At 46.8% G+C, this 26,815-nt stretch carries 18 protein-coding genes; 7 read left to right on the top strand and 11 right to left on the bottom strand.

Going from position 1 to position 26,815, the window contains the following annotated elements; translation table 11 throughout:
- Window positions 1-25 precede the first annotated feature (25 nt).
- The 4 genes from L1D23_RS18270 to L1D23_RS18255 all read left to right on the top strand — a co-directional run bounded on the left by L1D23_RS18270 (window position 26) and on the right by L1D23_RS18255 (window position 9,021).
- Window positions 26-2,731, top strand: coding sequence for a GH92 family glycosyl hydrolase (locus tag L1D23_RS18270; RefSeq protein WP_239869804.1), 2,706 nt, complete (start codon window positions 26-28; stop codon window positions 2,729-2,731).
- An 83-nt stretch (window positions 2,732-2,814) separates the two neighbouring features.
- A complete protein-coding gene (locus L1D23_RS18265; protein WP_239869794.1) occupies window positions 2,815-5,268 on the top strand; it encodes a GH92 family glycosyl hydrolase in 2,454 nt (817 codons plus the stop codon).
- 70 nt (window positions 5,269-5,338) lie between these two features.
- Window positions 5,339-7,816: a GH92 family glycosyl hydrolase gene (locus tag L1D23_RS18260; RefSeq protein WP_239869785.1), complete on the top strand. Its 2,478-nt coding sequence runs from the start codon at window positions 5,339-5,341 to the stop codon at window positions 7,814-7,816.
- A gap of 362 nt (window positions 7,817-8,178) precedes the next feature.
- Window positions 8,179-9,021 carry an AraC family transcriptional regulator gene (locus L1D23_RS18255; protein WP_239869783.1) on the top strand — a complete coding sequence of 281 codons (843 nt, stop codon included), beginning with the start codon at window positions 8,179-8,181 and terminating at the stop codon, window positions 9,019-9,021.
- Window positions 9,022-9,027: 6 nt separating this feature from the next.
- Here the strand turns inward: L1D23_RS18255 and L1D23_RS18250 are convergent, their stop codons facing one another.
- Window positions 9,028-9,804: a PTS sugar transporter subunit IIA gene (locus L1D23_RS18250; protein ID WP_239869781.1), complete on the bottom strand. Its 777-nt coding sequence runs from the start codon at window positions 9,802-9,804 to the stop codon at window positions 9,028-9,030.
- Between the two features lie 8 nt (window positions 9,805-9,812).
- Entirely contained in the window at window positions 9,813-10,115 is a 303-nt protein-coding gene (locus L1D23_RS18245) for a PTS fructose transporter subunit IIB (RefSeq protein WP_239838707.1), read from the bottom strand.
- A 198-nt stretch (window positions 10,116-10,313) separates the two neighbouring features.
- Between L1D23_RS18245 and L1D23_RS18240 the strand changes: the two genes are divergently transcribed.
- Entirely contained in the window at window positions 10,314-12,176 is a 1,863-nt protein-coding gene (locus L1D23_RS18240; protein ID WP_239869779.1) for a fructose-specific PTS transporter subunit EIIC, read from the top strand.
- A 29-nt stretch (window positions 12,177-12,205) separates the two neighbouring features.
- Here L1D23_RS18240 and L1D23_RS18235 read toward each other — a convergent pair whose 3' ends face one another.
- The 3 genes from L1D23_RS18235 to budA are packed head-to-tail and all read right to left on the bottom strand — an operon-like array spanning window position 12,206 to window position 15,484.
- Window positions 12,206-12,964, bottom strand: a complete 759-nt coding sequence (locus L1D23_RS18235; RefSeq protein WP_239869777.1) for an SDR family oxidoreductase — start codon at window positions 12,962-12,964, stop codon at window positions 12,206-12,208.
- Window positions 12,961-14,667 carry an acetolactate synthase AlsS gene (gene alsS, locus L1D23_RS18230; protein ID WP_239869768.1) on the bottom strand — a complete coding sequence of 569 codons (1,707 nt, stop codon included), beginning with the start codon at window positions 14,665-14,667 and terminating at the stop codon, window positions 12,961-12,963. Before alsS ends, L1D23_RS18235 begins: the two co-directional genes overlap by 4 nt.
- Before the next feature lie 31 nt (window positions 14,668-14,698).
- Window positions 14,699-15,484 carry an acetolactate decarboxylase gene (budA, locus tag L1D23_RS18225; protein ID WP_239869749.1) on the bottom strand — a complete coding sequence of 262 codons (786 nt, stop codon included), beginning with the start codon at window positions 15,482-15,484 and terminating at the stop codon, window positions 14,699-14,701.
- 108 nt (window positions 15,485-15,592) lie between these two features.
- Between budA and L1D23_RS18220 the strand changes: the two genes are divergently transcribed.
- Window positions 15,593-16,495: a LysR family transcriptional regulator gene (locus L1D23_RS18220; RefSeq protein WP_239870210.1), complete on the top strand. Its 903-nt coding sequence runs from the start codon at window positions 15,593-15,595 to the stop codon at window positions 16,493-16,495.
- 142 nt (window positions 16,496-16,637) lie between these two features.
- On the opposite strand, the gene L1D23_RS18215 is transcribed toward L1D23_RS18220, so the two are convergent.
- From L1D23_RS18215 to L1D23_RS18195, 5 genes are all read right to left on the bottom strand, one after another.
- Window positions 16,638-17,789 (bottom strand): tryptophan 7-halogenase, encoded by a 1,152-nt coding sequence (locus L1D23_RS18215; protein WP_239869747.1) that lies wholly within the window; start codon window positions 17,787-17,789, stop codon window positions 16,638-16,640.
- Window positions 17,790-17,867: 78 nt separating this feature from the next.
- Window positions 17,868-19,895, bottom strand: a complete 2,028-nt coding sequence (locus L1D23_RS18210) for a LodA/GoxA family CTQ-dependent oxidase (protein ID WP_239869745.1) — start codon at window positions 19,893-19,895, stop codon at window positions 17,868-17,870.
- Window positions 19,896-19,931: 36 nt separating this feature from the next.
- Window positions 19,932-21,287: a hypothetical protein gene (locus L1D23_RS18205; RefSeq protein WP_239869743.1), complete on the bottom strand. Its 1,356-nt coding sequence runs from the start codon at window positions 21,285-21,287 to the stop codon at window positions 19,932-19,934.
- Between the two features lie 435 nt (window positions 21,288-21,722).
- Complete coding sequence (gene gorA / locus L1D23_RS18200) at window positions 21,723-23,075, bottom strand: glutathione-disulfide reductase (RefSeq protein ID WP_239869740.1); 1,353 nt, start codon at window positions 23,073-23,075, stop codon at window positions 21,723-21,725.
- A 174-nt stretch (window positions 23,076-23,249) separates the two neighbouring features.
- Window positions 23,250-24,089, bottom strand: coding sequence for a 23S rRNA (adenine(2030)-N(6))-methyltransferase RlmJ (locus L1D23_RS18195; protein ID WP_239869731.1), 840 nt, complete (start codon window positions 24,087-24,089; stop codon window positions 23,250-23,252).
- A gap of 160 nt (window positions 24,090-24,249) precedes the next feature.
- On the opposite strand from L1D23_RS18195, the gene prlC reads away from it, so the two are divergent.
- Window positions 24,250-26,292, top strand: a complete 2,043-nt coding sequence (gene prlC / locus L1D23_RS18190; RefSeq protein WP_239869729.1) for an oligopeptidase A — start codon at window positions 24,250-24,252, stop codon at window positions 26,290-26,292.
- A gap of 59 nt (window positions 26,293-26,351) precedes the next feature.
- Here prlC and L1D23_RS18185 read toward each other — a convergent pair whose 3' ends face one another.
- Entirely contained in the window at window positions 26,352-26,807 is a 456-nt protein-coding gene (locus tag L1D23_RS18185) for a DoxX family protein (protein WP_239869720.1), read from the bottom strand.
- Window positions 26,808-26,815: the final 8 nt, after the last annotated feature.

Here is a 26,815-nt window from a genome sequence, read left to right as displayed (position 1 = left end):
GCAAACTCAATCTTGGACAATAACCATGCAATTTAAGAAAACACTTCTCTCAATCGCAGTGCTCAGTGCTGTGTTTAGTCTGGCTGCTTGTAACAGCGATGACGAATCCGGATTTGATGTGACTGCTACGCCCACTCTGGCATACGTTGATACCTTGATTGGTACCGAGGGCTTAGGCAATGTAAACCCTTCCCCCGTGATGCCTGAGGGGATGATCCAGCCCTCACCGGATAACTTTGACCCGACAGGGTGGGAGGGTAAAGGGTCACCCGTGGAGTATGACCCAGTACACGATTTGCTGTCTGGCTTTTCCATGACCCATATTTCTGGTGCGGGTAAAGGGGATTTAAACGATTTTGCCTTTTTACCTTACACCGGGTTCGACACTGACCCAGTAACGATGGATAAAGCCTCTGAAGTGGCGGAAGTGGGTTACTACGCCGTGGATCTGGTGGAGACGGGTGTTAAAGCTGAACTTTCGGCCACAGATCGTGTGGCATTCCAGCGCTATACCTTCGAGCCCGGAGAAGACCGAAAAATCCGCATTGATCTGCAGCATGAGTTGCTAGAACAGTACGGCAACCATTCGCGCAATATCTATTACAAAAGGGTCAATGATACTACCGTGGTCGGTGCCCGTACTTCTAATGAGTGGGGACAGTGGCAAACTGTCTTCTTTGCTGCTGAGTTTTCCGAGCCTATCGTTGAGGAAAACTTGTATTCAAAGTTGGTCTCAGAAACGGAGCTGACAGAGACGGACGCTACTGAGGTGGGGTTAGAAGACTACCGAGGGTACGCTGAGCATGAGTCCGTTCCGGGCGAGCCGGAACCAGATCCGGATCGTTTGGCTCGGATGGCCAATGATGTAATGACACATTTGAACTTTGGTAAGGGTGACGAGGCGCTAGTGGTCAAAGTCGCTGTGTCTGGAACGGGAGTGGACGGCGCACTGAAAAACTTAGCCGCAGATACTAATGGCTGGGATTTTGAGCGTGTGGTCGCCAAAAATCGCACTGCATGGCAAAACGTGCTGGGTGATTTTGAATTAGAGGGGAGCAATCAGGCAGATAAAACCCTCTTTTATACTTCTTTGTATCGCACTTTCATCGCGCCATTTGTCTACCAAGATGTGGATGGAAAGTACCGTGGTATGGATGGCAAAGTTCACCAAGCGAAAGAGGGCTCGGTGAATTATTCTGTCTATTCGATGTGGGATACCTTCCGCGCTGCTCAACCGTTGAAAACCATCGTAGATAAAGAGCGTGCCATCGAATATGTCCGTGACCTCTTGAATAAATACCGCACTGGCGGCGTACTACCTAAGTGGGAACTGCACTCAGATTATACAGGGGAGATGGTCGGTCATCCTGCTATGGCTGTGATTGCTGATGTCATGGTGAAATACCCTGACGCTTTTTCAGCCGAAGAGTTTGATTTGGCGCTGCAAGCAGCTGAAGAGTCGGTGAATTTTGACCTGAACAAAACCGAAACTTGGGTTCCTTACCAAGACGCATGGAATGGTGACAAACGTTTCACCATCATGACCCGCCACAATGAGTACCAAGAAGACAATGGCTTTATTCCAGCTAATACGAAGTGGGCCGCTGATGCGGGCGATAAGCCAGGCTATGTCGATGGTTTGAAAATGGATAAGTACGATGAACTGGTCAGCGAGTCTGTTTCTTATGGTTTAGAAAATGCGTACTACGACTGGTGTATCGCGCAAATTGCCAAGCTAGCGGGTGATGATGCCCAGTATCAACGTTATATGGCACGTTCAGAGTCGTTCAAAAACTACTTCGACTTCAATCCAACCTACTACGGTAAGCTGCAAGATCCCGATGGCAATACCTTGGGTGTGACCGGATTTATGCGCCCTGTTTATCTCAATAATGGCTCGAAGGAGTGGGCAAATAACCTGAAAGTACAATGTCTGGATGACAATCTGGTGCTCGCGATTCCAGATCATATGGATTACGACCAGTGTAAAGACCGCGCGGATCTCAAGCCTTACGACACGTTCTGGCCATATCGCGCCGAGCACCGTGGTGAAGACTTCACCGAAGGCAATAGCTGGCAGTGGACTTGGTTTGCACCGCACAACCTCAATGGTTTAGCTAATGTCATGGCGGGCGAATTCATTGAACGTGATGACTTTTCGTTACCTGAAGATGTCACACCAAAAGGCAAAGCGGCATTTTTGACCAATTTGAACGCCTTGTTCAATGCGGATCCAAATGCAGATACCAGCCAATCTCACGACATGTCGGGCTACATTGGCCAATTTGTGATGGGTAATGAGCCCGATCACCATGTGCCTTATCTCTACAACTGGACGGCACAGCCATGGAAGACCCAAGAGGTCATTGATCAAGCCATGAACACGTTTTATCACCCGACCCACGATGGCTTGATTGGCAATGAAGATGTCGGTCAGATGTCGGCTTGGTATGTGATGTCCGCTTTGGGTTTTTACCAAGTGACGCCGGGTGATGCGACTTACACTATCGGACGCCCGCTATTTGATAAAGCAGTGATCCCTGTTGATGGCGGTCAGTTCACTATTACGGCGGAAAACAACAGTGACGAGAATATCTACGTCAAGTCCGCCACTATCAATGGTCAGCCTCTTGGGGAAAATTTTACTTTTGCCCACAACGAGCTTAGGGACGGTGGTGAATTGCATTTTGTGATGACATCCGATCAATCTGAAGCGATGCAAGCACAGTAATCCAGCCTCTCCACAATCGCAAAAAGAGGGGCAAGCCAGCCCCTCTCTTTCTGTAGACACTTTAATCACTATGGAATAGAAACATGAAACTAAAAAGAACGCTCGTCTCTACTGCAATCATCGCTGTGATGTTGGGGCTCGCTGGCTGTAATCCTGAAGAGGACAGCAGCGGCTCCGGCACGGTTTTAGACACCACTCTGACTCAATATGTCAACCCAATGATAGGTACCGGAGCTGATGGCCACACCTTTCCTGGCGCGGTCGTGCCTTATGGCTTGGTTCAACTTTCCCCCGATACTGAGATGGAGGGCTGGGGATCAGCCGCGGGTTACTTTGATCATGGTGAGCTGACTGAAATTCCTGTTTACGGTTTCTCTCACACTCACCTCTCAGGCACCGGAATTACCGATCTTGGAGACATCCTCGTTTTGCCCTTTACCGAGAAAGAAAATGCGGTTTACAACACTTTCGATAAGAAAAACGAAACTGCAGCAGCTGGATATTACGCTGTGGAGCTAAACGAAGGCAAAATCCAAGCTGAGCTGACAACGACTCAACGTGTTGGTTTTCATCGCTACACGTTTAAACAAGGCACAATTCCACGCATCAAGTTCGACCTTGACCACACCCTAAACAAGGGTCATTTTGATAACCGTACAATGAATGGCGACCTTGAGTTTATTGATGCTTACACCATACGCGGTATGCGTAGCTCAAATGGTTGGGCGAACAACCAGCATGTCTATTTCTATGCGAAGTTCAATCAGCCTATCGTCAAGGCAATGGCGATGGTGGATGGCGTAGAGACTGAAATTGATGTTGAAAATGACAATATAGATGCCACCAAAACCATCGCCTATTTAGATTTTGCGCCTTCATCGGTACCGCTGGAAATTCAAGTCGGCTTGTCTCCGACAGGTGTCGAAGGCGCTCAAAAGAACTTAGAAGCCGAAGCACAAGGTGTCTCTTTTGATATGGCACGTGAAAAAGCCAATGATGCGTGGCACCAAGAGCTGAGCAGAATGATAGTTTCGGGTGGCTCAGAAGATCAGAAAGAAATCTTCTACACCGCGCTTTATCATGCCTCGATTGCCCCTATGATTTTCCAAGATGTAGACGGTCAATATCCGGCGATGCGCACCCGTATTCAAAAAGATGCCGGAGAGACACCGAACTATTCCGTCTACTCAATGTGGGATACCTTCCGTGCCGCTCACCCGCTAAAGAGCATCATAGATCCTGAGCGAGCCGAAGAATTTGCTAATGACTTGATTCGTAAGTATCAAGATGGGGGAATTTTGCCCAAATGGGAGTTGCACAGCCATTACACCGGCACCATGATTGGCTTCCCTGCCGTTTCCATCATTGCGGACGCAATGGCGAAAGGCTTGGATGTCGACCCACAGCTTGCCAAAGAAGCGGCGGAGTTCACCGTTCGTTACCACGAACCGGAGGAGTTCCCAGACTGGAGCGAAGATAACAATATCGGCGCGGCAAGTGTGGTGCAGGTACAAGCGTACGAGGATAATGGCTTTGTCCACCACGGCTACTGGAACAGTGCTTCTTATACCCTAGAGTTTGCTTATGGCGACTGGGCGATGTCAGAAATTGCCCGCATGGCGGGTGATACGGATCTGCAGAACGAGTTCTTAACTCGGGCGGAAAACTGGCTGAACCATTGGGACCCAAGAACGGGGTTCTTACGCGCGAAAAACCATCCTGACAGCACATCACCTAACAAACCACCACTCGAGTTTTATCAGCCAGTGGATGAGGAAAGATTGGATGAGTGTGTTTTGGTGGAGTTCCCTAGCGGTTCTGGCGAAATGAAACCGCAATGCCCGTTATTGCCGTTTGACCCTTATTACGTCGACGAGTTTGCCTATACCGAGGGCAATGCATGGCAGTGGAAGTTTCAGCCGATGCATGACTACAAGCGTTTAAAAGAAGAGATCTATAATGCGGATGCAATACGAGGTAAAGACACTACTCCAGAGATAGCCTTCCGTGAAGATTTGGATGAGCTCTTTAATGCCAGTTCATCCAATACTGGCGAAGAATTACCTGATTTGACGGGCTACATTGGTCAATACATGCATGGCAATGAGCCATCGCATCATATCCCATACCTGTATGCGCTTACCGATGAACCTTGGAAGACGCAGGAATATCTCGACCAAATCATGTCCGAGATGTACACCACTGAGCCTACCGGACTGATTGGTAACGAAGATGTAGGTCAAATGAGTTCTTGGTATCTGATGTCCGCCATGGGCTTCTATCAAGTGACCCCAGCTGATCCAACTTACACTATTGGCCGCCCACTGTTTGACGAAATTACCATTCCGGTAGAAGGCGGTGAGTTTAAGATTATTGCGGACAATAACAGTCCTCATAACAAATACGTCAAGTCAGCCACCATCAATGGTCAGCCTCTGGGTGAGAACTTCACCTTCAAGCACGATGAAATTAAAGCTGGAGGTACACTCCATTTTGTGATGACCGGCGATAAGTTACAGGCGCTTCAACCGCAGTAAGTTTCCAAATAACGCCCTTTAAAACCTACAAAATAGGGAGCAATGCGCTCCCTGATTTAGGAGTGATTCAATGAAATATAATAAAAATGCCATCACAGTGGCCTTGATGTCGTGCATGGTTGGTCTTACGGGTTGCAATGATGATGATACTGCCTCCCGAACGGCTGAAACCAACAATATTCTACAATACGTTGACCCATTCATCGGTACAGGCTTTAACGGCCATACTTTTCCTGGCCCTGTTGTACCTGAAGGTATGGTGCAGCTCTCTCCGGATACTGAGCTGATAGGCTGGCACTCATCATCGGGTTACCATTACGATAAAAATACTCTATTTGGCTTTTCCCATACACACCTTTCTGGTACGGGTATGGGTGGCTTGGGTGATGTTCTGTTTCTGCCATTTGTTGAGGATAAAGCCAAGTACATTGAAGAAAGCGATGATTACAACGAAGCTATTTCGGTGATTATGGATAAAACATCCGAAGTGGCGGAGCCCGGCTATTACTCAGTAACCATTGCGGAGAATGGTATCCAAGCAGAACTGACTTCTTCAGAGCGTGTTGGTTTCCACCGCTACACTTATCCAGAGGGGCAGCCACAGCGGTTGAAGATTGATTTAAACTCTATCCTCAACAGTGACTGGGGCTCGACCTCTTTGCGTAACAAGCTGACGGTGAGTGAAGATGGTTACACGGTTACTGGTGAGCGAGATGCGTCGCACTTTTCTGGGTGGGCAAAGAATCAGAAGATCTTTTTTCACGCCACTTTTGATAAGAAAATTAAAGATGTTTACATTCTTGCCAATGGAGAAGCGGTCGATGGCCTGAGCGCCGAGCACATTTCTGAGTTGATTTACGATGACAACGGAGAGCCAGTGGGGCGCGAAAAGGCAGATGTTACTGCGTATTTGGAATTTGAAGAAGAAGGCTCGCAACAACTCAATGCTCAAGTAGCACTGTCAGCGGTTGATCCGCAAGGTGCTGAGATAAACCATCAAACCGAAGCGAATGTTTCCTTTGATGTTGCCCGTAGCAATGCGCGTGAAAAATGGGCCAACGCCCTCAATATGACGATTGAGGGGGGCACCGAAGTGCAAAAAGAGATCTTCTACACCGCGCTTTACCATACCAAGATAGCCCCTATCGTTCATCAAGATGTTGATGGTCGATTCCGCGGGATGGGTAAAGGGTCGATTGGTGAAGGTGAAGGAGAGTATTCAATCACTTATGGGCAAACAACTGACAGTCAACCGAACTTTTCCGTTTACTCTTTGTGGGATACTCACAGGGCGTTGCATCCATTGAAAACCATTACCGAGCCAATGCGCGCGGTGCAGTACGCGAAAAACCTCGTACAAAAGTATAGCGAGAGCGGTTTATTGCCGAAATGGGAGCATTTGGGGGATGAGACGGGCACCATGGTGGGTTACCCCGCGGTGGCAGTGATCGCTGATGCGATTGCCAAGTTCCCAGGTGAGTTCACGCAACAAGAAAAAGAACTGGCCTTACAAGCCGCTATCGATTCGTCAAAATATGAAAATTATGTCCTGCTGCAGGCCGAGTGGGATCAAGCTGTGTTGGATCGCACCCTAACCAATCATATTGATTACATTGAGCAAGTCGGCTTTGCACCGGCTATACAACGCATCGACGATGAGCCTGTGTTTGAAGACTATACGCTTGAATCTGTTTCTTACGGCTTAGAAAACGCGTTCTATGACTGGGCTATTGCTCAAATTGCTAAGGCCGCGGGTAATACTCAAGCTGAAGCCGACTATCTGGAGCGTGCCAAGGGGTACCAGAAATACTTTGATTATAACCCGGTTGAGTATGCCGAGTATGGTGTGACCGGTTTTATGCGCCCAGTAATGATTGATGAAACTTTCATGGACCCATTTGACCCTTATGGCACGGAGCATGAGACGGGCAACTATACGGAAGGTAACGCATGGCAATGGACATGGTTTGTCCCGCATGATATCGCGGGCTTGAAGGCGATTATGGGCGGGGAAGCCCAATTCCAGTCGAATCTGGAAGCGACATTTACCGCAGAAAGTGAAGGTACAGAAACACCGGATATGTCTGGTTTGATTGGACAAGTGGCATTTGGTAATGAGCCGTCGCACCACATTCCTTACCTATTTAACTGGACGGCAGAGCCGTGGAAAACACAGCAAGTGGTTGACCATATTTTGGATGATATGTACCTAGCTGCACCTGAGGGAGTAATCGGTAACGAGGATGTTGGGGCGATGTCAGCATGGTATGTGATGTCAGCATTGGGTTTCTATCAAGTGAATGCCGCTGAACCTATCTATACTGTTGGCCGCCCACTGTTCGACAAAGCTGTTATACCTGTCAAAGATGGCACCTTTACTATTACGACGGAAAACAATGCCGATGACAACATGTACATCAAATCTGTCACGATTAATGGCAAAGAGCTGGGAGAGAATTTCACTTTTGCTCACAGCGAATTTAGAGATGGTGGTGAGTTGCACTTTGTGATGACGTCTGACAAATCTGAAGCGATGAAAGCGCAGTAAGCTGTGATAGCAATATAAGAAAATGGCTTGGCAATCTGTCCAAGCCATTTTTATTAGCGAGTGGCCGGGGTAAAAATACTAAAGGGATAAAACTGTATATATGTAACCTTTCCTAATGGTGGAGATATCTGTAAAGCAAATAATAAGATCGTTAACATTATTATATTCTAGGCAGTTTGTGGCGTAGCGTTTACTGTAAGATTGGTGTGCTTTCTGGATTTTTGTAACCTTAAAATGAAAGTGTGAGATGGCTCATTAGTACAAAAGACCGGTAGGGTGTATACCTGTAGGCAGAACTAATTCAAACATGGGTTATCTTGAATTAGCTTTGTGTATAGAACCCTATGCGTAGAGTGTAGCTAATGATTTTTAATGACTTAATTTCATCGGTATTAAATGAGCGAGAGCCATTTCATAACATATGGTTTGCGGGGGATTTTCATACACCGCCAGAATTTAGCTATCAGGTTAATTTCCCCCGTTTAGAATTGGTTCTTAGTGGGGAATATATTAATGAAATGGAGAGTCATGACCTCAAAGTGACTCAAGTTATTGCTCAACAAGGGGACGCGATATTTATTCCTCCCAATTGCTGGAATAAGCCGGATTGGGATACCGATTGTTCTGTGTTAAGCATTCTATTTGGTCGCCGCCAAATGGGCTTTAGCCTAGTCAGTAAGAGAAAAAATGAAGCAAGCTTTTTCGATATCCAAAAGCATAGTATTCAAACTCGTTCCGGCTTTGCTATTGATAACATTCTAGAGGCACTCAGTGCTTTAGCTCGTGAAAGCAACAAGAAACCCATGGATGAGCTTTTACTACAGGCACTACTGCAGTATTCAAAGAGTATGCTGGACACTCCAGTTGAGAAGAAATCCCATAATCGTGTTCAGGATCTGTATCAGGGGATTTGTATCTATATTCAAGAGAACTTTCATCGCCCAATTACCCGTGTCAGTATTGCATCACGTTTCAGTATCTCCTCTAACCACCTCTCTCGTTTGTTCCGCCAGCAGGGGCACATGACACTCGCGGACTACATTACATGGGTCAGGATCGATCGCGCTAAATTCATGTTGAAGAAGTATAACTTTAAGCTGAATGAGGTATCTATCCGCTGTGGATTTAAAGATGTGAATTACTTTTGTCGTGTGTTTAAAAATCGAACTGGCAAAACACCTACAGAATACCGCGCGTCTATCTAGTTAATATTAAACAAGTAACCTTGACATGGCGTACATAAGTAGCGCTTGTAAGTCGACACTGCTTCTTGTTAGTAGCAACCGCTCAGCGACTTGGCCTGTCAGTAGATTACGGGTGAGGTTGGTTGCTGCCATGATTTGCTCAGGCGTTGGTTTGGTTGGCATAACCAGAGCTATGGCGAGATTGACGTTGCCCATTTTGGACGCCCAATCTATTGGTGCTTCACTGGCAATAACAGCGACAGCAAGGTGCTCTGCATCCGCAAACATGACATGGGGGAGAGCGATACCAGGTGTGACACATGTGGATGAGCGCTCCTCTCGCTTAATGAGGTCGAGAACGAGCTTATCGGCTTGGAGTGGATGAATGAGCTGGGCTAATCCTTTGAGGCATTCGAACTTATTGAGCTCAGTGTAGGCTTTGGCGTAGTACCATTGGATCTCACAGGGTGGGCATATTTGGGGTATGCGTTCAGCTAGTTGGCTGCAAAACTGATAGTCGATATGAGAGCCAACCACAGTAAAGTGTTCCGCGATGATATCTTTGATGACAAAACAGGCTAGCTCCGCATCAATACCCTTTGCGGTGATCTGGCAAAGGTCACCATGTTGAAGACCCACTTGCAACATGGCAACGGACTTGGTGAGGTTAGCACTGCGGTTTTGCGTGATATTGATGATACGTAACGTACTTTTGAACTTTTTGGCTACCCGATTAAGGGGCAAGCTCACGTAGGCGCTGGCATTGCTATTGTCGACAAAAAAGGTGATTTGGTATTCGCTCATCAACAGACTTAGCCACGGCAATGCACTAGGAATACTTTATCGACATTAAGTAACACACTTTCGATTGAGATTTGAACTTGGTTGGAACCTTCAAAACGGCCGGGCTGTTCAATCTCAATATCGGACACAATCAATACGCGATCCGCTTGATCAATATCATGGGGGGTGAGTTGGTTTTCTATCCCCATCGCGCCTTGAGTTTCAACTTTAATCTGTACGTTATACTTTGGGGCTGCTTTGATGAGAGCATCCGCTGCCATATAAGTATGAGCGATGCCTGTAGGGCACGCTGTCACCGCTACGATTTTCATAGTTTATCCACCTATTTTTGGGGGATATTATCACAGCGCTTTGGAGGGGAATTGATTTAATATCAATAAACACAAGAGCACTATCACAGTTTAAATTTCACGTTACATTAATCCAGTAAATGCACCTTCTGTCCTGTATATCGAGGGAAGCGGGGTCGCTAGGGTATATACCGCGTGGAGCGTTTCAAGGTACCAATAATGGACATAACCAACCTAATAAAGCCGGAGACCATTTGCTTAGATCTTAAGGCCGAAACCAAAGAGGAAGTGCTCAAGGAGCTTGTGGGCATGCTCGATGCTGCAGGTAAGCTTGAGAGCAAAGAAAGGTTCCTCTCTGATGTTTGGCGGCGGGAGGAGATTGGCAATACCGGCTTTGATGAGGGGATCGCCATTCCGCATGCCAAAAGCGATGCGGTAGTTCAGCCATCTGTTGCTGTGGGCATTAGTCGTAAAGGCATCGATTACGGTGCTGATGACGGTGAGCTATCAGATGTTTTTTTTATGCTGGCATCGCCAAATAATGACGAGCACCACCATATTGAAGTATTGGCACAAATTTCTACCAAGATCATTGAAGATGGTTTTGTTGAGCAGCTCAAAGCGGTTGATACTGCCTCAGAGGCGCTAGAGTTACTGACTGGTACTCAGAACAATGCTAATGAGAGTGCATTAGGCTCTTCTGAGTATGTGCCTGTGAGCCCATGGGCTCGAAAGCTCAGTCGTATCAAAGAGCACCTGTTGTTTGGTACCTCTCATATGATCCCGTTTATAGTCGCGGGTGGGGTGCTGCTTTCCCTTTCGGTGATGTTATCCGGACATGGTGGTGTGCCCGAGGAAGGTGTTCTTGCTGATATTGCAGAGATGGGCATGGCTGGCCTCACACTCTTTACAGCGGTATTGGGTGGTTACATCGCTTATTCTATAGCGGATAAACCTGGTTTGGCCCCTGGAATGATAGGCGCTTGGATCGCCGTGAGTCATTACAATACTGGTTTTTTAGGGGCAATTGTCGTCGGTTTTTTCGCCGGGTTTGTGGTTTGGTTGCTAAAGAAGATTCAGTTGCCAGACAGCATGATGTCGCTTGGCTCCATTTTTATTTATCCGTTGATTGGTACGTTTGTCACCTGCGGGGCGGTGATGTGGCTGATAGGATCACCCATTGCCACAGCCATGACGGTAATGAATGACGTGCTCACTGGTATGGCAGGTTCTGGTAAGGTGATGTTAGGTACGGTATTAGGGGCGATGACCGCCTTTGATATGGGAGGGCCGATCAATAAAGTCGCGACCTTGTTCGCCCAAACCCAAGTCCATACCCAGCCTTGGCTGATGGGCGGAGTGGGTATTGCCATATGTACCCCGCCATTAGGCATGGCATTAGCAACCTTCCTGTCACCGAATAAATTCAAACGTGAAGAACGAGAAGCAGGAAAGGCGGCGGGTCTCATGGGGATGATCGGGATCAGTGAAGGCGCGATTCCTTTTGCCGCTGGCGATCCCGCGCGAGTACTCCCTGCGATTGTGGCTGGTGGTGTTGTGGGAAATGTGGTGGGTTTTATGTTCCACGTGACCAACCACGCACCATGGGGGGGCTGGATTGTGTTACCTGTCGTTGATGGCAAGGTTGGCTATATTGTGGGCACGGTTGCAGGCTCACTGACAACAGCTCTGATAGCCATTGCTTTGAAGAAACACGTAGTGGAAGGTGAGAGCCTTATTGCTCAGTCGCCAGCTTATTCATCCGTTATAGGTGAGGGCGAAGCGGATATTCTTGCGGTGACTTCATGTCCGTCAGGGGTAGCGCATACTTTTCTGGCGGCGAAATCTTTGGAAAAAGCAGCAGGTGCTGTGGGGGTTAAGATTAAGGTCGAAACCCAAGGAGCAAATGGCATCATCAACCGAATTACTCCCGCTGACATCGAAAAGGCTAAATTGGTGATATTTGCTCATGATGTTGCAATCAAAGAGCCTGAGCGTTTCAAAAAGATGCGAGTTATTGATGTGAGTACCAAAGACGCCATGCTTAACGCTGCTGCGTTAGTACAGACGAACACAGAATAATTCGCATCTGGTGCTGAAGCTTGGTTAGATTACACGATTTTAGGTTGTCCGTCTGAAGCGGTGGCACCACCATCAACGGGTAAATTCACACCATTAATAAACGAGGCATCCTCACTGGCTAAAAACGCGACTACCGCAGCAATTTCTTTTGGTTCAGCTGCACGCCCCAAAGGGATACGTTCATTAAACTTGTCGCGCACTGAGTCTGGCCAACCATTAGTCATATTGGTTTTGACTAAGCTTGGGCATACGGCATTGATGCGAACCCCGTCCAAACCATGGTCCAGCGCCATTGCACGTGTTAGATTCACCACCGCTCCTTTCGTTGCACAATAAAATGCTGCACCCCAATCACCACCTAAACCAGACACCGACGCTGTGTTGATGATGCAGCCGCGGGATTTCAGTAACTCTGGTAAGGCAAATTTTGCACAGTAAACCACACCATCGATATTCACTGCCGAAATTTTACGCCAATCTTCTACACTACATTCCAGCACATTTCCGGGAATATGAATGCCCGCATTGTTGACTAGAATATCCAGTTGCCCGAAGTGTTCGACACAAGTTTGGATTAAGGCTGCCACTTGTTGAGCATCTGAGACATCGACTTTCTGCGCGGCCACGCGAGACTGATCAAAGTGCTCTAAAGCTTTTAGCAACTGCTCTTGCTCCCAGTCTGCTAGCATCAATTGAGCCCCTTCATCATAGAGACGTTGCGCAATAGCTAAACCAATACCATTCGCGGCACCAGTGATGATTGCCACTTTGTTGGTTAAACCTTTCATAGAAAAACTCCTTCGTTGTTAATTTGAAAAACAGGATCTTGTTGCTCTTCGCTTCTGGCTTGCATGAGTTTGTAGTTGTCTGAGTAGTCGACGGGAATCGCGACGACTGCTGGCCCTTCTACTTCCATTGCTTGGCGGAGAATAGGCATTAATTGATCCGCTTGTGTCACGGCAAACCCATGCGTACCAAACGACTGCGCGTAAGCTTGAAAGTCTATCGGTCCAAACTTTACGCCTGAGATGCGTTGATATTTTTTCTGCTCCTGTATTTCCACCATGTTGTAAGCATTATCGACCCAAATGATATGAACTATGTTGCAATTTAAGCGCACTGCGGTTTCCAGCTCCATGCTCGACTGCATAAAGCCACCATCACCAGAAACTGACACTACCTTATGCCCAGGTTTTAATAAGCTCGCAGCAATTGCCCAAGGTAGCGCCACTCCCATCGTTTGCTGACCGTTCGAGACCAACATCTGTCGAGCGCGAAAACAGCTTAAATAGCGTGCTATCCAAATATGAAAACTCCCCATATCGAGACACAAGGTGGTATCGGGTGTGATGATTGCCTGCATGGTTTTGAGCAAGCTTAACGGGTGAAAACCTGCTACTCGCTGCTTAATCGGAGAGCTTTTGATGATATGCCTTTGTTGCGCCACTTCTTCTAGAATCGATACGGCCGTAGACGATAAACGGGAGCATTCGCGGATCTGTGTACAAAGTGTTTGTAATGTCGAACCAATATCGCCAACAATTTCGAGACAGGGTTGATAGTGCTGTTGATACTGCGCAGGCTCAATATCAATATGAATGATTGAACAACGGCGAGCATTCCATAGTTCTGGGTCGTATTCGATAGGGTTAAAGCCGATGGTGATAATCAAATCGGCATCTTGCAGTAGCACATCCCCCGGTTGATTATTGAATAGCCCGACTCGGCCAGCGAAATGGTGATAATAGTGAATATCGACGGCCCCTGCCGCTTGATAAGTCCCCACCACTGGTAATTGCGTTTTTTGTAAAAATTGACTGATCGTAGAGGCGTTGGCTTGATCGCTGGCATGTAAGCCAAGCAGTACCACGCAGCGCTGTGCTTTATTAATCCGATGAGCGGCTTCTTCAATGGCGACCCGATCCGCATAACCGCTTGGGCGAAAACTAGGTGGGATAACTAAGTCTGTATCCGTTTGCTCACTTAAGACATCTTGTGGAACGCTGATAAAACATGCGCCTTGGCGTCCAGACTCAGCAATTCGAAATGCATTGGCCATGATTTCACTCGCTGCGTCAATATGCTGGATCTCAGCGCTGTATTTGGTTACTGAGCGAAAAATGCTCACCGTGTCCATGCTCTGGTGAGTTTGTTTTTGCTGGTAAGTTCGTTTTACCGCGCCACCAATAGCCAGTATCGGATCACCCTCTGCGTTGGCTGTTGCAACACCGGTGACTAAATTCCCACATCCCGGACCTGAAGTCGCCAAGGTCACGCCCGCTTTACCCGTCAAACGTCCCATGATGCCTGCCATAAACGCGCCATTGGCTTCGTGTCTTACCGGAATCAGTTGCACTTTAGTGTCTTCCAGAGCGTCAAATAAGCGATCAATTTTAGCTCCGGGTATACCAAAGACATACCGAACACCTGAGGTTTCTAGCTGCTGGGCAATTAACTGCGCGCCACTGCGCAAAGCGTGAGGGGATGACATAACATTTCCTTTTGACTGACTATGTGTTGAGTTATTTTTCAGCCGCTTCGATAGCGGCATGAAGATCTTTTGGTACTAGGTCGGCATCAAGAAAATCGCTTGATACTGGTGTATCAATCACAAGACGTGAGACACGACCGATTTGTAGAAAACCCGATGAAATTAGGTAGTCCTGAACATGGCCTCCGCCTGTTCTCGCTCGATTAATAAAATGTTCGTGATAGCCGGGGACATTAATTCCAGTGGTGTACCTAGGACTGCGAAATCCTGCCATCACACCGGATTGATGCTTAAAATGAAACGTGGGTTGCTGTTTTATTGCTTCGAGCATTGGCCGATACGGACGTTGCTGTTTAGGCACCGTGCGGGTTTGGACGAGTGGAAAACTCCCTTCAAGCCGAATCGCACAAAAGATGTTGTCACTAGGAATCAGACGATCGATAAGTCGATGGACTTCTTGACGGGTTAACGTGTCATTAATTGGCAGCTCAATGTCTGGTTTGAAAAAAGTGAACACCGCGAAAGGGGTTTTTTGATCAAGCTGAGCAGGATGTGCTGAGCCATTCGCGTGCAGTTGGAACACTTGATTATCAAAAGCAATCAATTCGCCATCTAATTGATTAAAAGTCCCTAAACCAAAATCACCGTGTTCAAGCAATTCAGCAATAGTTGTTGACCCTTCATAAACACCAGCAATCAAAGCACTCATCAGTGAAGTTTGATAAATCTCGCCTTCTCCTGAGCCTTGCTGATAGCGAGCAAACTGTTCTGAAATTTGCTGAGAGCAAGAACAGACTGAAGAGATAGAACGTTGCATAACTGAACCTAAATATGAATCAATATGTATATTTAGATTGACTTGAGGCGCCCAACAAATCCAATATAAAAAAGATTTATTTTGATATGAAAAATATATGGATGAATGATGGAATTTCGCTACATGAAGTACTTCGTCGCAGTAGCTAAAGCGAAACATTTTACCCGTGCAGCAGAGCAGTTAGGCATCGCTCAACCACCGTTAAGTCAACAGATAAAGAAACTAGAAGAGGAGTTAGGCGTTACTTTATTTAAGCGCTTATCTCGCGGTGTTGAGCTGACCGCAGCGGGTGAAGAGTTTTATCATGATGCACAGCACATTTTACAAGAGGTGGAGTGTTGTCAGCGTAAGCTAGAGCAAATTGCGCGAGGGGAAAAACAGGAGTTACGTATCGGACTTGCTTCTTCAACGGCGAGTAGCAGTGAAGTTTTAGAAAATATTCGCAGGTTACATGAGCAATATCCGACGCTTAATTTAGTGGCTGTTGAGCACTCAATGCCCGAGTTGGTCACATTGATTAAACAGCGGCGTTTGGAATTCGCTTTTATGCGCCTGCCTTGCTATGCCTGTGAGTCACTTAACCGGCAGGTCTTATTTGATGATCCTCTTGTGGCAGTTACTCCGGCTAGCTATCGTTTGGTTGCTCATTCAACACTCGACTTGACCCAGTTAAATAATGAGAATGTCTTAATGTTCCCTCGTGATGCTGGCCCAGCGCTGTATGACCGTATTGAGGCGGCTTTACATAATGCGGGAGTACATATTGCTCGACCTTATGCTGCGCCACAATTGCGCACCGCAATTACCATGGCACAAGCCGGCTTTGGCATTGCGATAGTACCGTTATCTTTAACTGAACATCTTGATCAGTCAGTCGTTATACAGCAAATCAATGATATGCCTTTTGTCAGTCAGGTCGCATTGGTATGGGATAGCCATCATCATCACCCCTTAATTAATACCAGTATTCGATGCATGAATAGCCTTAAACATGATCGCTTGCATGCCTAACACATGTAATCAATATCAGACTTATGCACGGTATTTTTAATGGTCAGTTTGTCTGTTCATAGACATGACTTGATTGGATTGACATCCCCTACATTGGCCAAGAAACCACTGACCATACCGATGGCATAGTTAGTCATTGATACTAGTCGGTATTGGATAGGCCTAGCCTTCTTTGCCAGTATCCGGATTGCATGAAGCGCTGCTCGCTAGCGTAGAGAGAGTATCTAAGGCCAACATACTGATTAAAATCTGAAAAAACTTGGTCTTGATAGTGCGAAAGTGTAGAGGTTGAACGTTTAGCTAGTGCATCGTGAACACTCGACCCTGCAAGCTGTCCATGCATGAGTGCTTTGGTAATTCCTGCTGAACTGATGGGATCATAGCTAGATGCTGCATCGCCTACAGCCAGCCAGTTTTGAGCTACCACTGCACTTAAGATGCTGGAGCTCGCCCCACGTTTGAAAAGAGTAACTTGGTCGGTCAATCTTTCAGTGAGTCGCTCTTTCAGTGTTTCTCTGATGAGCTGAGTTTGGTTGAGCAGAGAGTACCAGACATTTAGGTTATCGAGATTTTGTTCCTGCATTTGCTGTGTGTCAGTGCAAAGCGTCACTATAAGCTTATTCCCGGGTAGCTTTGCTGCATACCACCACCCATACGAACAAGACTCAACCAGAGTACGCGTAGGCATTAATACTGGCTGTATTTGTGTCGCCTGATCATCAATAAGCGCACCAATATAAAGCACTTCATCAAAGGTATTACGCGCTATATCTAGTCTGCGAGCCGATACAGCGGCACAACCAGTCGCATCGACAACAAAATCAGTATTGATGGTTTGTCTCTCTGTTTTTTTGTTTAGTTGTAAACTAAAGCCGTGCTTGTTTTTGGAGAGTTGTGCTAGTCGCGAGTGTGGATTGAGATGGATTCCTTTATGTTGAGCAATGTCACTCAGTTGTTCTTCAAATCGCTTTCTATCTAAGTGGTAGCCTTGCCCATCAAGGTCGAACATAAAATCGTTCATACCCGGCTGATCACTTCCCCACAGGGAGAGGGAGCCTGGACACACGGTATGTTCTGCTAGCATGCGATCTAGGTGTTCACCAACTAGATCGCGTAGTATCGGTGTGGCGGCAGGTGGAATGGTTTCACCAATTTTTGCTTTGGCCTTGCCGTTGGCTTCAAATACGTCGATATGAAACTTTTCACCTGAAGCATTGGCGTGATTTTTCAGAGCCAACGCGGTAGCAAGTCCTGCAGGTCCGCCACCAATTATTGATACGTGGTAATCTTTCATAGGGTTATGACAGCTCTTCTTTTAACAAGCGGGCAAACCTTTGCTTGCCCGCAGTAGGTGACAATCGCCGATGGCCAGTTAATCTTCTGGAATGGCAGAGGTTAAGCCTGGCTGTACTAGATCACCCTCAGACTTATACTGGCTAGCGACTTCAATGAACTTGTCTACTCCGTAGTTGTTCCCTTGCTCAGCTTTGACTTGTATCCCTTGGATCACGAAACCTGTTTTGTGCCAGTTTTCAACGTAATCAATGTATCTTTGAAAGCGACCACGATTTTGTGGGTAATCGGTTTCTGTTCCTTCCCCGCGAACGCTGAATAGCTGCCTGCCGAGAGACCAAGTCTGGCTGCTCTCGTCGAATGTGCATAAATCTACGGGATAGACTTGTACAGGGCGCTGCGCCGGCCAAGACCAATAAAGCGTATTGTTCCCCGGTGGATTAGGATCTGGCTCGTGTACTGCACAACTGTTGTAGTCGGTATGCCAAGGCTGAGCCATGAATTTAGATAGATCCCCAGGCTCGACAGGGTCTTTGTTTAGTGGAATGTAACCTATGTTTAGGAAGGGTTGATCAGGAGTGGCATCTTGATAATCGAGTCTTTGTTGGTTAATGCGAAATGGCCCTGCTTCTCCTTGCCACTTCTGCTGGTAAAGGTTTACATCACGAACAATGAAGGTGAGATCGATTCCGGGTGAATAACGTCCTCCCAAGCAGTTTTCTAAAACCACTTTATCCAGTTTTTCCCCAAGGCTGAGTGATGGGGCTTCAGCTTCGCTTATGCCGTTATGCCATTGCTTTAAAAGAAAATATTGAGTTGTGGAAAGTGATAAAAAGCTTTTTTGCGCATCACCTAATGAAAGCGGCATCATACGACCTTGCTCACTTTGAGCGGGATCGTTGGGATTGCGAATCAAACTGTCAAAGTTGGGAAATTTTACCTTAGGATCGTCAGACGGTTTGATTGCAGCTACAAACCGGTGACCATTAATCGCTTGTCCGGGAAGATTGGTATTCCACTGTTGCAAAAAAGCGCCGTGAAATACTGGGAGTACATCTCCATAGAAAGAGGCGGCGTATTCAGGGTTGTATTTGCCATCAGCAAAAAGGTTTGGGATGAGATCTAGCTGTTCAACCCAAGTATTGAAAATATCATCCCAGGTTGAGACGACATTACGTGTCTGTGGCGCGTAGCTTGGATCGGTGCAGACAAACCATCCTGCAACAACGCTTGCTTGGCTACCATCATTAAATTTAATGATCGCGTTTACCGGACCGTCTGAGACATCATCGAACCAACCATCGTTATCGAGTGGATCTTCTAATGTTGGCTTATTGCCATCTGCATCGACAAAGGCAAATGCGTTACCGTAGCCCCCTGTAATGATCAATCTGCCGGTATCTGGCTCAATTTGTAATTGTCCAAGAGTGGTAATGTCCCCTGAGCTTGGGTTTTGATTTTCAAAATGATCGGCGGGGAAGCTAACTGGGTAATCGCAACTGGCTATATTACCTTCACTGTTGATATAGGTGCTCGGTGTTTTGGCGTCAAACTCGACAATTTTTCCTGACTCGGAAGATTGAATAGTGCGTGGTCCTGGGTCAATGACCAGTTTTGTCATTCTGTCATTGGTGTTTAGTACAGTGCCGTAAGAAGGATTACGAATTGGTGGTGTCTGACCATTGCGATAGGCATTTATGCCTTCTTCTTGCCCATTGGAGCTCTGGATTCCCCAGTTGTTGTTCTTTTTGTTGGCAACATGTACTGACCAGATAATGTCTTCGATGGTTTTGCCATTGACTACATCACCAATTTTCACTTCTTTACCGGCAGTATTACTCGGATAGCTATGTTGCTCGTCACTGTAGGCGAAAATACGAAAACGAGCTGCTTGACGTTTCACTTTTTTGTCGGGAGTGGAGTCACGGAAGTCTTCGGCAGTGATAGGGGTATCTTCAGTGCCTGGTTTGATTGGTAATCCACCGAAGAGCCCTGTGTCTTTGTCTAACAACTCGCCCGCAGCGGTCTCTGGCGCAATGTAATACTCTTCACTGTTTCCGACTCGTGCGAAATTGATAGCCGGATGTACTCTAAAAATACTTGTCATAATTGTCTTTCCTTAGTGTTTGACTATTGCCCGTCATTACTTAGCTTTTTTGGCTTGCTTCAACTCTTGATCCCAGAAGTAGACATTCATAAAGGCATGGCTGATATTAAGGTTCGTTCCGGGTAGGGGATCCAAATTGACGGCCGGGGGAAAACGTTGTGATGTATTGTGACAGCGAAAGCAGTTGTTCATTGTGCTCTGGCTTTGAGTAAAGGTTTCAATAGTTGAGTTTGATAAACGTAACCCTCCAATAAGCAACTGGTTACCTGATGAGTCGACATCAGTCTGTAGATCCATATCAGGGACGAGGGCGTTCTCTTGGCGGAACCAAATTGCAGAAACCTCGAAGTAGTTTGACCAAACATCATTCTTATTCAGTTTACCGAGAACACTTTCATTCAGTTGATTGACGACTTTGATATTCGTTGGAACTGCAAACGACATTTGGGTTGCGAGATTGCCATCTTCGAATTGTCGACACACTTGCGTTACTGGCGATAGCTCTTGTGTTGCTTCATCGAGGGTGAGTGCACCGCCTTGGTTTAAATTACATTGCGAAAATGGAGTCTTCGCTTGATAAAACGTCCAATCCTTGTCAGATATAATGGTGCTTGGTGAATGTTTAGAGGGAACGTTAGGAGCATTATTTTTATGTTCGAACGTTGCCCAGATCATTTCAGGGTGGTTTTTAACGACGCCTGCAATATGAAAACCGACTAGTGCCAATTTAACGTTAAGTGATTTGGAATCATCAACGACAATTTTGCCTCCTGAGTTTTTTAGCGCATAGACTGATGAGTCCATAGTATAAAAACCCGAAACATCCTCATTCGGCTGAACTATTTTCCAAGAAGCTTTAAATTCAGCCACATTGATAGGGAAAGTAGTTTCAGGATGCTCTTTTGCAAGCTTTTGAACCGTTTTATAGTTGGTTAAGTCTCTATCTTTCATGAAGTTAACGAATTCGGGGTTGATGTATTGAGAGTAGTAAACGGCACGACCATCTTGGTCCACTAATATCCCTTCCGTACCTGCTTGTAGGTATTCATCCATACTGTGAGCGGTCATGGTTTTCGTCATGCGAGGCATTAAATGTTCGCGATCAGAAATTCCAAGTAGATCATAGGGAGTGTCGAAGCCAAGAAACCTGGGTTTACCGTTTTCTTCTTGCGTTAGCCATAAAAACATTTGCCAAGACCAGCGATGAAAGTCGCAGCTAGTGTCATCTGAAAATTCATTACCATCAGGGAACGGGGTTTGTTCGTGTGGAAACCAATTGGTTTCGGCGACACATTGCTTATCGGAAGCGGGAGGCTCTGAGTCGGCGTATGCGACGGGAGCAGTAAGGGTACATAGTAGGCCTAGCCATGCGCAGTGTATTTTGTTGAGCATTTTTTATCTCCGTGTGAATGTTTATATTCAACTGGTTTATTATTCAGGGTTGAGTATAGGCCGGAGCTTATGGTTGGCCGGTTAAGGGAGGATTATTTGGCTTGGAATGGTCAAAATATATTCAAGTATTAGATTTAAAGCACAATAAATGCCCACTTAAACTTCAGCAGTATCAATAGCTCCTTAACGACTGCCTATTTTTTTAAGTGTTTGCTTTTAAATGATATTTTTGTTTTTAATGAGGGAATTTGAAACGAATGACGCGAACTTTTTGACTAATGTTAGATAAGAGGCTAAGAGGATTAAAACTCGTGTGTGATGGTTTGGAACGGCATGAGTATTGAAGTAGTGAAAATCAAGCAGCACAGCAAGACCTGATTGCTGTGCTGCTTCCAGTATTATTTACCTGTGTAGGATGTTTTTCCAGACTACGATCTACATAGTAACAAACTCTTCTGAGCCTGTTGGGTGGATAGCCACTACAGAGTCGAAGTCGGCTTTGGTTGCGCCCATCTTCATTGCTACGCCGAAGCCTTGGATCATTTCATCGACCGTGAAGCCGATACCGTGTAGGCCGACGACGGTTTCTTCTTCACCGGCGCAGACTAGTTTCATCTTACATGGTTGACGATGCTTAGTAACCGCTGTGTACATTGCGGTAAAGCCAGACGTGTAGACTTTAACGTTGTCTTTACCGTACTTCTCTTCGGCTTCTTGGGTTGTTAGGCCGATAGTGCCGATTGGCGGGTGGCTGAATACCACCGTTGGCACTAGGTTGTAGTCCATCTTGGCTTCTGGTTTGTTGTTAAACAGACGCTCAGATAGCTGACGACCCGCTTTAACGGCCACTGGCGTTAGCTCAATACCGCCTTCCATGATGTCACCGACACAGTAGATACCAGGCACGTTGGTCTGCTGGTATTCATCGACTTTGATGTAACCACGGTCATTGGTTTCAACACCTGTTGAAGCTAGGTTGATAGCATCGGTTGCCGGATGACGACCAATCGCCCAGATCAGCGTATCGACGTTTTGAGTATTGCCGTTCTCTAGGTGAAGCGTTAGGCTGCCATCGGCTTCCTTAACCACTTCTTTTGGTACTGAGTAAGTGTGCAGTGTTGGGCCTTCCGCTTCCATCACTTCAACCAGCGTCTCAATGATCATCGGATCAAAGCTACGCAGTGGTGATTCTTTACGGCAGAACAGGTGAGTTTCTGTGCCAAGAGCGCTTAGTACGCCAGCAATTTCAACGGCGATGTAACCCGCGCCAATAACTGCTACGCGTTTTGGTTGCTCGCTCAGCTCGAAGAAACCGTTTGAATCGATGCCGTGCTCTGCACCTGGGATGTTAGGAATCGTCGGGCGACCACCTACAGCGATTAGGATGTGATCAGCGGTGTAGTGCTCGCCGTTCACTTCTACCGTTTTCTCATCAACAAACTTAGCGAAACCTTTAATAACATTAACTTTGTTGTTGCCAAGTACGCGATCGTAAGATTGGTGAATGCGACCGATGTAAGCTTGACGACTTTCAACCAGTTTGCTCCAGTCGAAGCCTTTCACATCAACATCAAAGCCGTAGTCTTCAGCGTATAGGTTCATCGCTTCGGCCACCTGCGCACCATGCCACATGACTTTCTTCGGAACACAACCAACGTTGACACACGTACCGCCTAGATCCTGAGCTTCAATCAACGCAACTTTAGCACCATACATCGCTGCTCGGTTTGCTGAAGCAATACCACCACTACCGCCACCGATACAGATATAGTCAAAATGAGTCGCCATTACTTTCTCCAATTATTTGCGGGATGAAGCTGCTGTGCGATATGAGCTGCCCAGCGACAAACTCCCTGCGAGTTTTAATTCATTGTCTTTGATATGGAGGATAGATCGGTTGAACTCAATCTATCCTGTTTAATTTTTCTTCGGCCTGCGCTGTACATTGAGCGCGAGTGTCCGTTATTCCGGTACGATCCAGTCTACTTTGAAATGACCGGTTGCAGGCGCGATGGCTTCTTTGAGGAAAGGCAGAATGGCGTTCATCTGGCTCTCCAGCTTCCATGGCGGATTAATCACAATCATGCCTGATGCGGTCATTCCGTGCGCATTGCTGTCTGCCGCGACACCCAGCTCAATTTGTAAGATCTTACGGATGCCAAGGCCTTCAAGACCTTCAATCATGTCTTCAATGTCGCAGCGATTAACGACCGGATACCAGATAGCATAGATGCCCGTGGCCCAGCGTTTATAGCTCTGATAAATCGCTTGGACGACATCACGGTATTCCTTCGCCAGTTCGTAAGGCGGGTCAATCAGTACCAGCCCACGACGCTCCTGTGGCGGTAAACTTGCCTTGAGGCGCTTGAAGCCATCTTCCTTATAAATACTGACCTGACGGTCGCGATGAAATTCCTGCTCCAAAAGTGGGTAATCGCTTGGGTGAAGTTCCGTCAAGACCATGCGGTCCTGTGGGCGCAGGTGCGCGCGAGCCACTCGCGGTGAACCAGGGTAGTAACGCAGTTTGTCACCGTTATTCAGTGCCTTGATAGATGCAAGGTAGCTTTGGATATCTTCTGGAATCTCAGTTTGTTGCCAGACACGTGCGATACCGTGTTTGTATTCACCTGTCTTTTCTGACCATTCGTGGGTTAAGTCATAGCGACCCACTCCTGAGTGGGTATCATGGTAAACAAATGGTTTATCTTTTTGCTTGAGCGCATTAAGGATAAGGCTTTGAACAATATGCTTAACCACGTCAGCATGGTTGCCTGCGTGGAAACTGTGGCGATAACTTAACAAATTGACACTCTCTAACGGGTGACCGCACTGGGTAATTTAATGGCTGATAGTATACGCCACTATTGAAAATTGCTGAACCTACCTATATTTACTATTTAAGACGAACTAGCAATAACCTAGACGAACTCGTCAGTTCGCTTTGCCAATAAAAGGAATCTTTATGTCTAATCCTCTTCTTAGCTTTACCGATTTGCCCCCGTTTTCTGAAATAAAACCTGAACATGTGAAACCAGCCGTTGAACAGGCGATAGCAGATTGCCGTGCAAAAATCGAACAGGTATTAGAAGGAAACAGCGACCCAAGTTGGGAAAATGTCGTTGCGCCAATTGAAGAAGTGGATGATCGTCTCAGCCGCATTTGGTCACCCGTGAGTCATATGAATTCGGTGATGAATAGCGATGAGCTGCGTGAAGCGTACGAAAGCTGCTTACCGCTACTGTCTGAATACGGCACTTGGGTTGGTCAGCACAAAGGTTTATTCGAGGCTTACAAAGCAATTAAAGCGAGCGAAGCGTTTGCAGGTCTGACGCAGGCACAGCAGAAAACCATCACTGATTCCTTGCGTGATTTTGAGCTATCAGGCATTGGTTTGCCAGCGGATGAACAGCACCGCTATGGTGAGATCAGCAAGCGTATGTCTGAGTTGGGTTCTAAGTTCTCCAACAATGTATTGGACGCGACTATGGGTTGGACCAAACATGTTGAAGATGAAAAACAGTTGGCAGGTATGCCGGAGTCTGCGCTGGCAGCCGCCAAAGCAGCAGCGGAGTCTAAAGAGCTGGAAGGTTACCTGCTGACGCTGGATATTCCGTCTTACCTTCCGGTGATGACTTACTGTGACAATCAGGAATTACGTAAAGAGCTGTATGAAGCTTACGTCACCCGCGCCTCAGATCGTGGCCCTAACGCGGGAGAGTGGGACAACAGTGAAGTCATTAACGAGCAGCTAAAGCTGCGTTATGAAATTGCCCGTATGCTGGGCTTCAATACTTACAGTGAGAAGTCTCTGGCGACCAAGATGGCCGAAACGCCATCGCAAGTCTTGGGTTTCCTCAATGACCTTGCCAGCAAAGCCAAGCCGCAAGGCGAGCGTGAAGTTGAAGAGCTACGTCAGTTTGCCAAGAGTGAATTTGGTGTTGAAGAGCTCAACTTATGGGACATTGCTTACTACAGTGAAAAGCAGAAGCAGCACCTGTTCCAGATTTCGGATGAAGAATTGCGCCCTTACTTCCCCGAACAAAGAGCCGTCAGTGGCTTGTTTGAAGTCCTCAACCGCGTATTCGGTATGAGTGTCAAAGAGCGAGAGGGCGTTGATGTTTGGCATGAGTCAGTACGATTCTTTGATATTTTCGATGCCAATGATCAGCTTCGAGGCAGCTTCTACCTTGACCTGTATGCGCGTGAGCACAAGCGTGGCGGTGCATGGATGGACGAATGCCGTGTGCGTCGAATCAATGCCAAAGGTGAGCTGCAATCACCGGTGGCGTATCTTACTTGTAATTTTAATAAACCGATTGGTGATAAGCCTGCGTTGTTTACTCACGATGAAGTGGTGACTTTATTCCATGAGTTTGGCCACGGTATTCACCACATGCTGACTCAGGTCGATACTGGGGCAGTTTCAGGTATTAATGGCGTGCCATGGGATGCGGTCGAACTGCCAAGTCAGTTCCTAGAGAACTGGTGTTGGGAGGAAGAGGCACTGGCGTTTATCTCCGGTCACTTTGAAACGGGGGAGCCATTACCAAAATCGATGTTGGATAAGATGTTGGCAGCGAAGAATTTCCAGTCGGCGATGTTTATTCTTCGTCAGCTAGAATTCGGTTTATTTGATTTCACGCTGCACACCGAATTTGACCCAGAAATGGGGCCTCGCGTGCTAGAAACCTTGGCTGAGGTCAAATCTAAGGTCGCAGTCTTGCCAAGCCTAGAGTGGAATCGATTCTCACACAGCTTTAGCCATATTTTTGCCGGTGGTTACAGTGCAGGTTATTACAGCTACCTATGGGCAGAAGTGCTTTCTTCGGACGCGTTCTCCCGCTTTGAAGAAGAGGGTATCTTTAACACAGAAACCGGTAAGAGCTTCCTAAACAACATTCTTGAAATGGGTGGTAGTGAAGAGCCAATGGAGCTATTCAAGCGGTTCCGTGGCCGTGAGCCGCAAATCGATGCCTTGCTGCGTCATTCAGGGATTCGTGCTTAAGCACTAAGGTTTGAGACTAAAATCGCCCTCCAACTAGGAGGGCATTTTCGTATGGGGGTTTAGCCTTGTAACTTACTCTTAATTAGCTTATCAAGAGAAACCAAGCCCGGTCCCCAGACTACAACGTTGAGAATCATCAGGCCCCACAGCTGATGGTCGTAAAAGCCTTTCTCCCACAGCAGTGGGTAGGATACGACGGCAATGATATTGAACACGAACAAGATGGCCGCCATTGGGCGGGTCAACAGGCCGAAGGCGATAAAGACAGGCAAGATCAGCTCAGCGGCGGTACCCATGTAAGCCGCTAATTGCCAAGGTAAAATCGGCACCTGATATTCGTACTCAAATAGGTACAGAGTACTGTCCCAAGAGGCAATTTTGGTCAGGCCAGAATTAAAAAAGACCCAAGCAACCCAGAGCCGACAAAACAGCAGTAGCAGAGGCACAAAGACGCATTGGGCTTTATCGACTAAGGCGTCGTAGCTCTCGATCATATTTTTTATTGCGTTAGACATAGTAACAA

This window comes from Vibrio sp. Isolate24, from assembly GCF_022398215.1.
Classification (GTDB): Bacteria; Pseudomonadota; Gammaproteobacteria; order Enterobacterales; family Vibrionaceae; genus Vibrio; species Vibrio coralliilyticus_A.
Note: the sequence above shows the minus strand (reverse complement) of the source record. Positions and strands in the feature narration are given on the sequence as shown.

Excerpts from the sequence above, each read along its gene's own strand:
- L1D23_RS18270 (WP_239869804.1), top strand. The coding sequence starts at position 26 with ATGCAATTTAAGAAAACACTTCTCTCAATCGCAGTGCTCAGTGCTGTG.
- L1D23_RS18265 (WP_239869794.1), top strand. The coding sequence starts at position 2,815 with ATGAAACTAAAAAGAACGCTCGTCTCTACTGCAATCATCGCTGTGATG.
- L1D23_RS18260 (WP_239869785.1), top strand. The coding sequence starts at position 5,339 with ATGAAATATAATAAAAATGCCATCACAGTGGCCTTGATGTCGTGCATG.
- L1D23_RS18255 (WP_239869783.1), top strand. The coding sequence starts at position 8,179 with ATGATTTTTAATGACTTAATTTCATCGGTATTAAATGAGCGAGAGCCA.
- L1D23_RS18250 (WP_239869781.1), bottom strand. The coding sequence starts at position 9,804 with ATGAGCGAATACCAAATCACCTTTTTTGTCGACAATAGCAATGCCAGC.
- L1D23_RS18245 (WP_239838707.1), bottom strand. The coding sequence starts at position 10,115 with ATGAAAATCGTAGCGGTGACAGCGTGCCCTACAGGCATCGCTCATACT.
- L1D23_RS18240 (WP_239869779.1), top strand. The coding sequence starts at position 10,314 with ATGGACATAACCAACCTAATAAAGCCGGAGACCATTTGCTTAGATCTT.
- L1D23_RS18235 (WP_239869777.1), bottom strand. The coding sequence starts at position 12,964 with ATGAAAGGTTTAACCAACAAAGTGGCAATCATCACTGGTGCCGCGAAT.
- alsS (WP_239869768.1), bottom strand. The coding sequence starts at position 14,667 with ATGTCATCCCCTCACGCTTTGCGCAGTGGCGCGCAGTTAATTGCCCAG.
- budA (WP_239869749.1), bottom strand. The coding sequence starts at position 15,484 with ATGCAACGTTCTATCTCTTCAGTCTGTTCTTGCTCTCAGCAAATTTCA.
- L1D23_RS18220 (WP_239870210.1), top strand. The coding sequence starts at position 15,593 with ATGGAATTTCGCTACATGAAGTACTTCGTCGCAGTAGCTAAAGCGAAA.
- L1D23_RS18215 (WP_239869747.1), bottom strand. The coding sequence starts at position 17,789 with ATGAAAGATTACCACGTATCAATAATTGGTGGCGGACCTGCAGGACTT.
- L1D23_RS18210 (WP_239869745.1), bottom strand. The coding sequence starts at position 19,895 with ATGACAAGTATTTTTAGAGTACATCCGGCTATCAATTTCGCACGAGTC.
- L1D23_RS18205 (WP_239869743.1), bottom strand. The coding sequence starts at position 21,287 with ATGCTCAACAAAATACACTGCGCATGGCTAGGCCTACTATGTACCCTT.
- gorA (WP_239869740.1), bottom strand. The coding sequence starts at position 23,075 with ATGGCGACTCATTTTGACTATATCTGTATCGGTGGCGGTAGTGGTGGT.
- prlC (WP_239869729.1), top strand. The coding sequence starts at position 24,250 with ATGTCTAATCCTCTTCTTAGCTTTACCGATTTGCCCCCGTTTTCTGAA.
- L1D23_RS18185 (WP_239869720.1), bottom strand. The coding sequence starts at position 26,807 with ATGTCTAACGCAATAAAAAATATGATCGAGAGCTACGACGCCTTAGTC.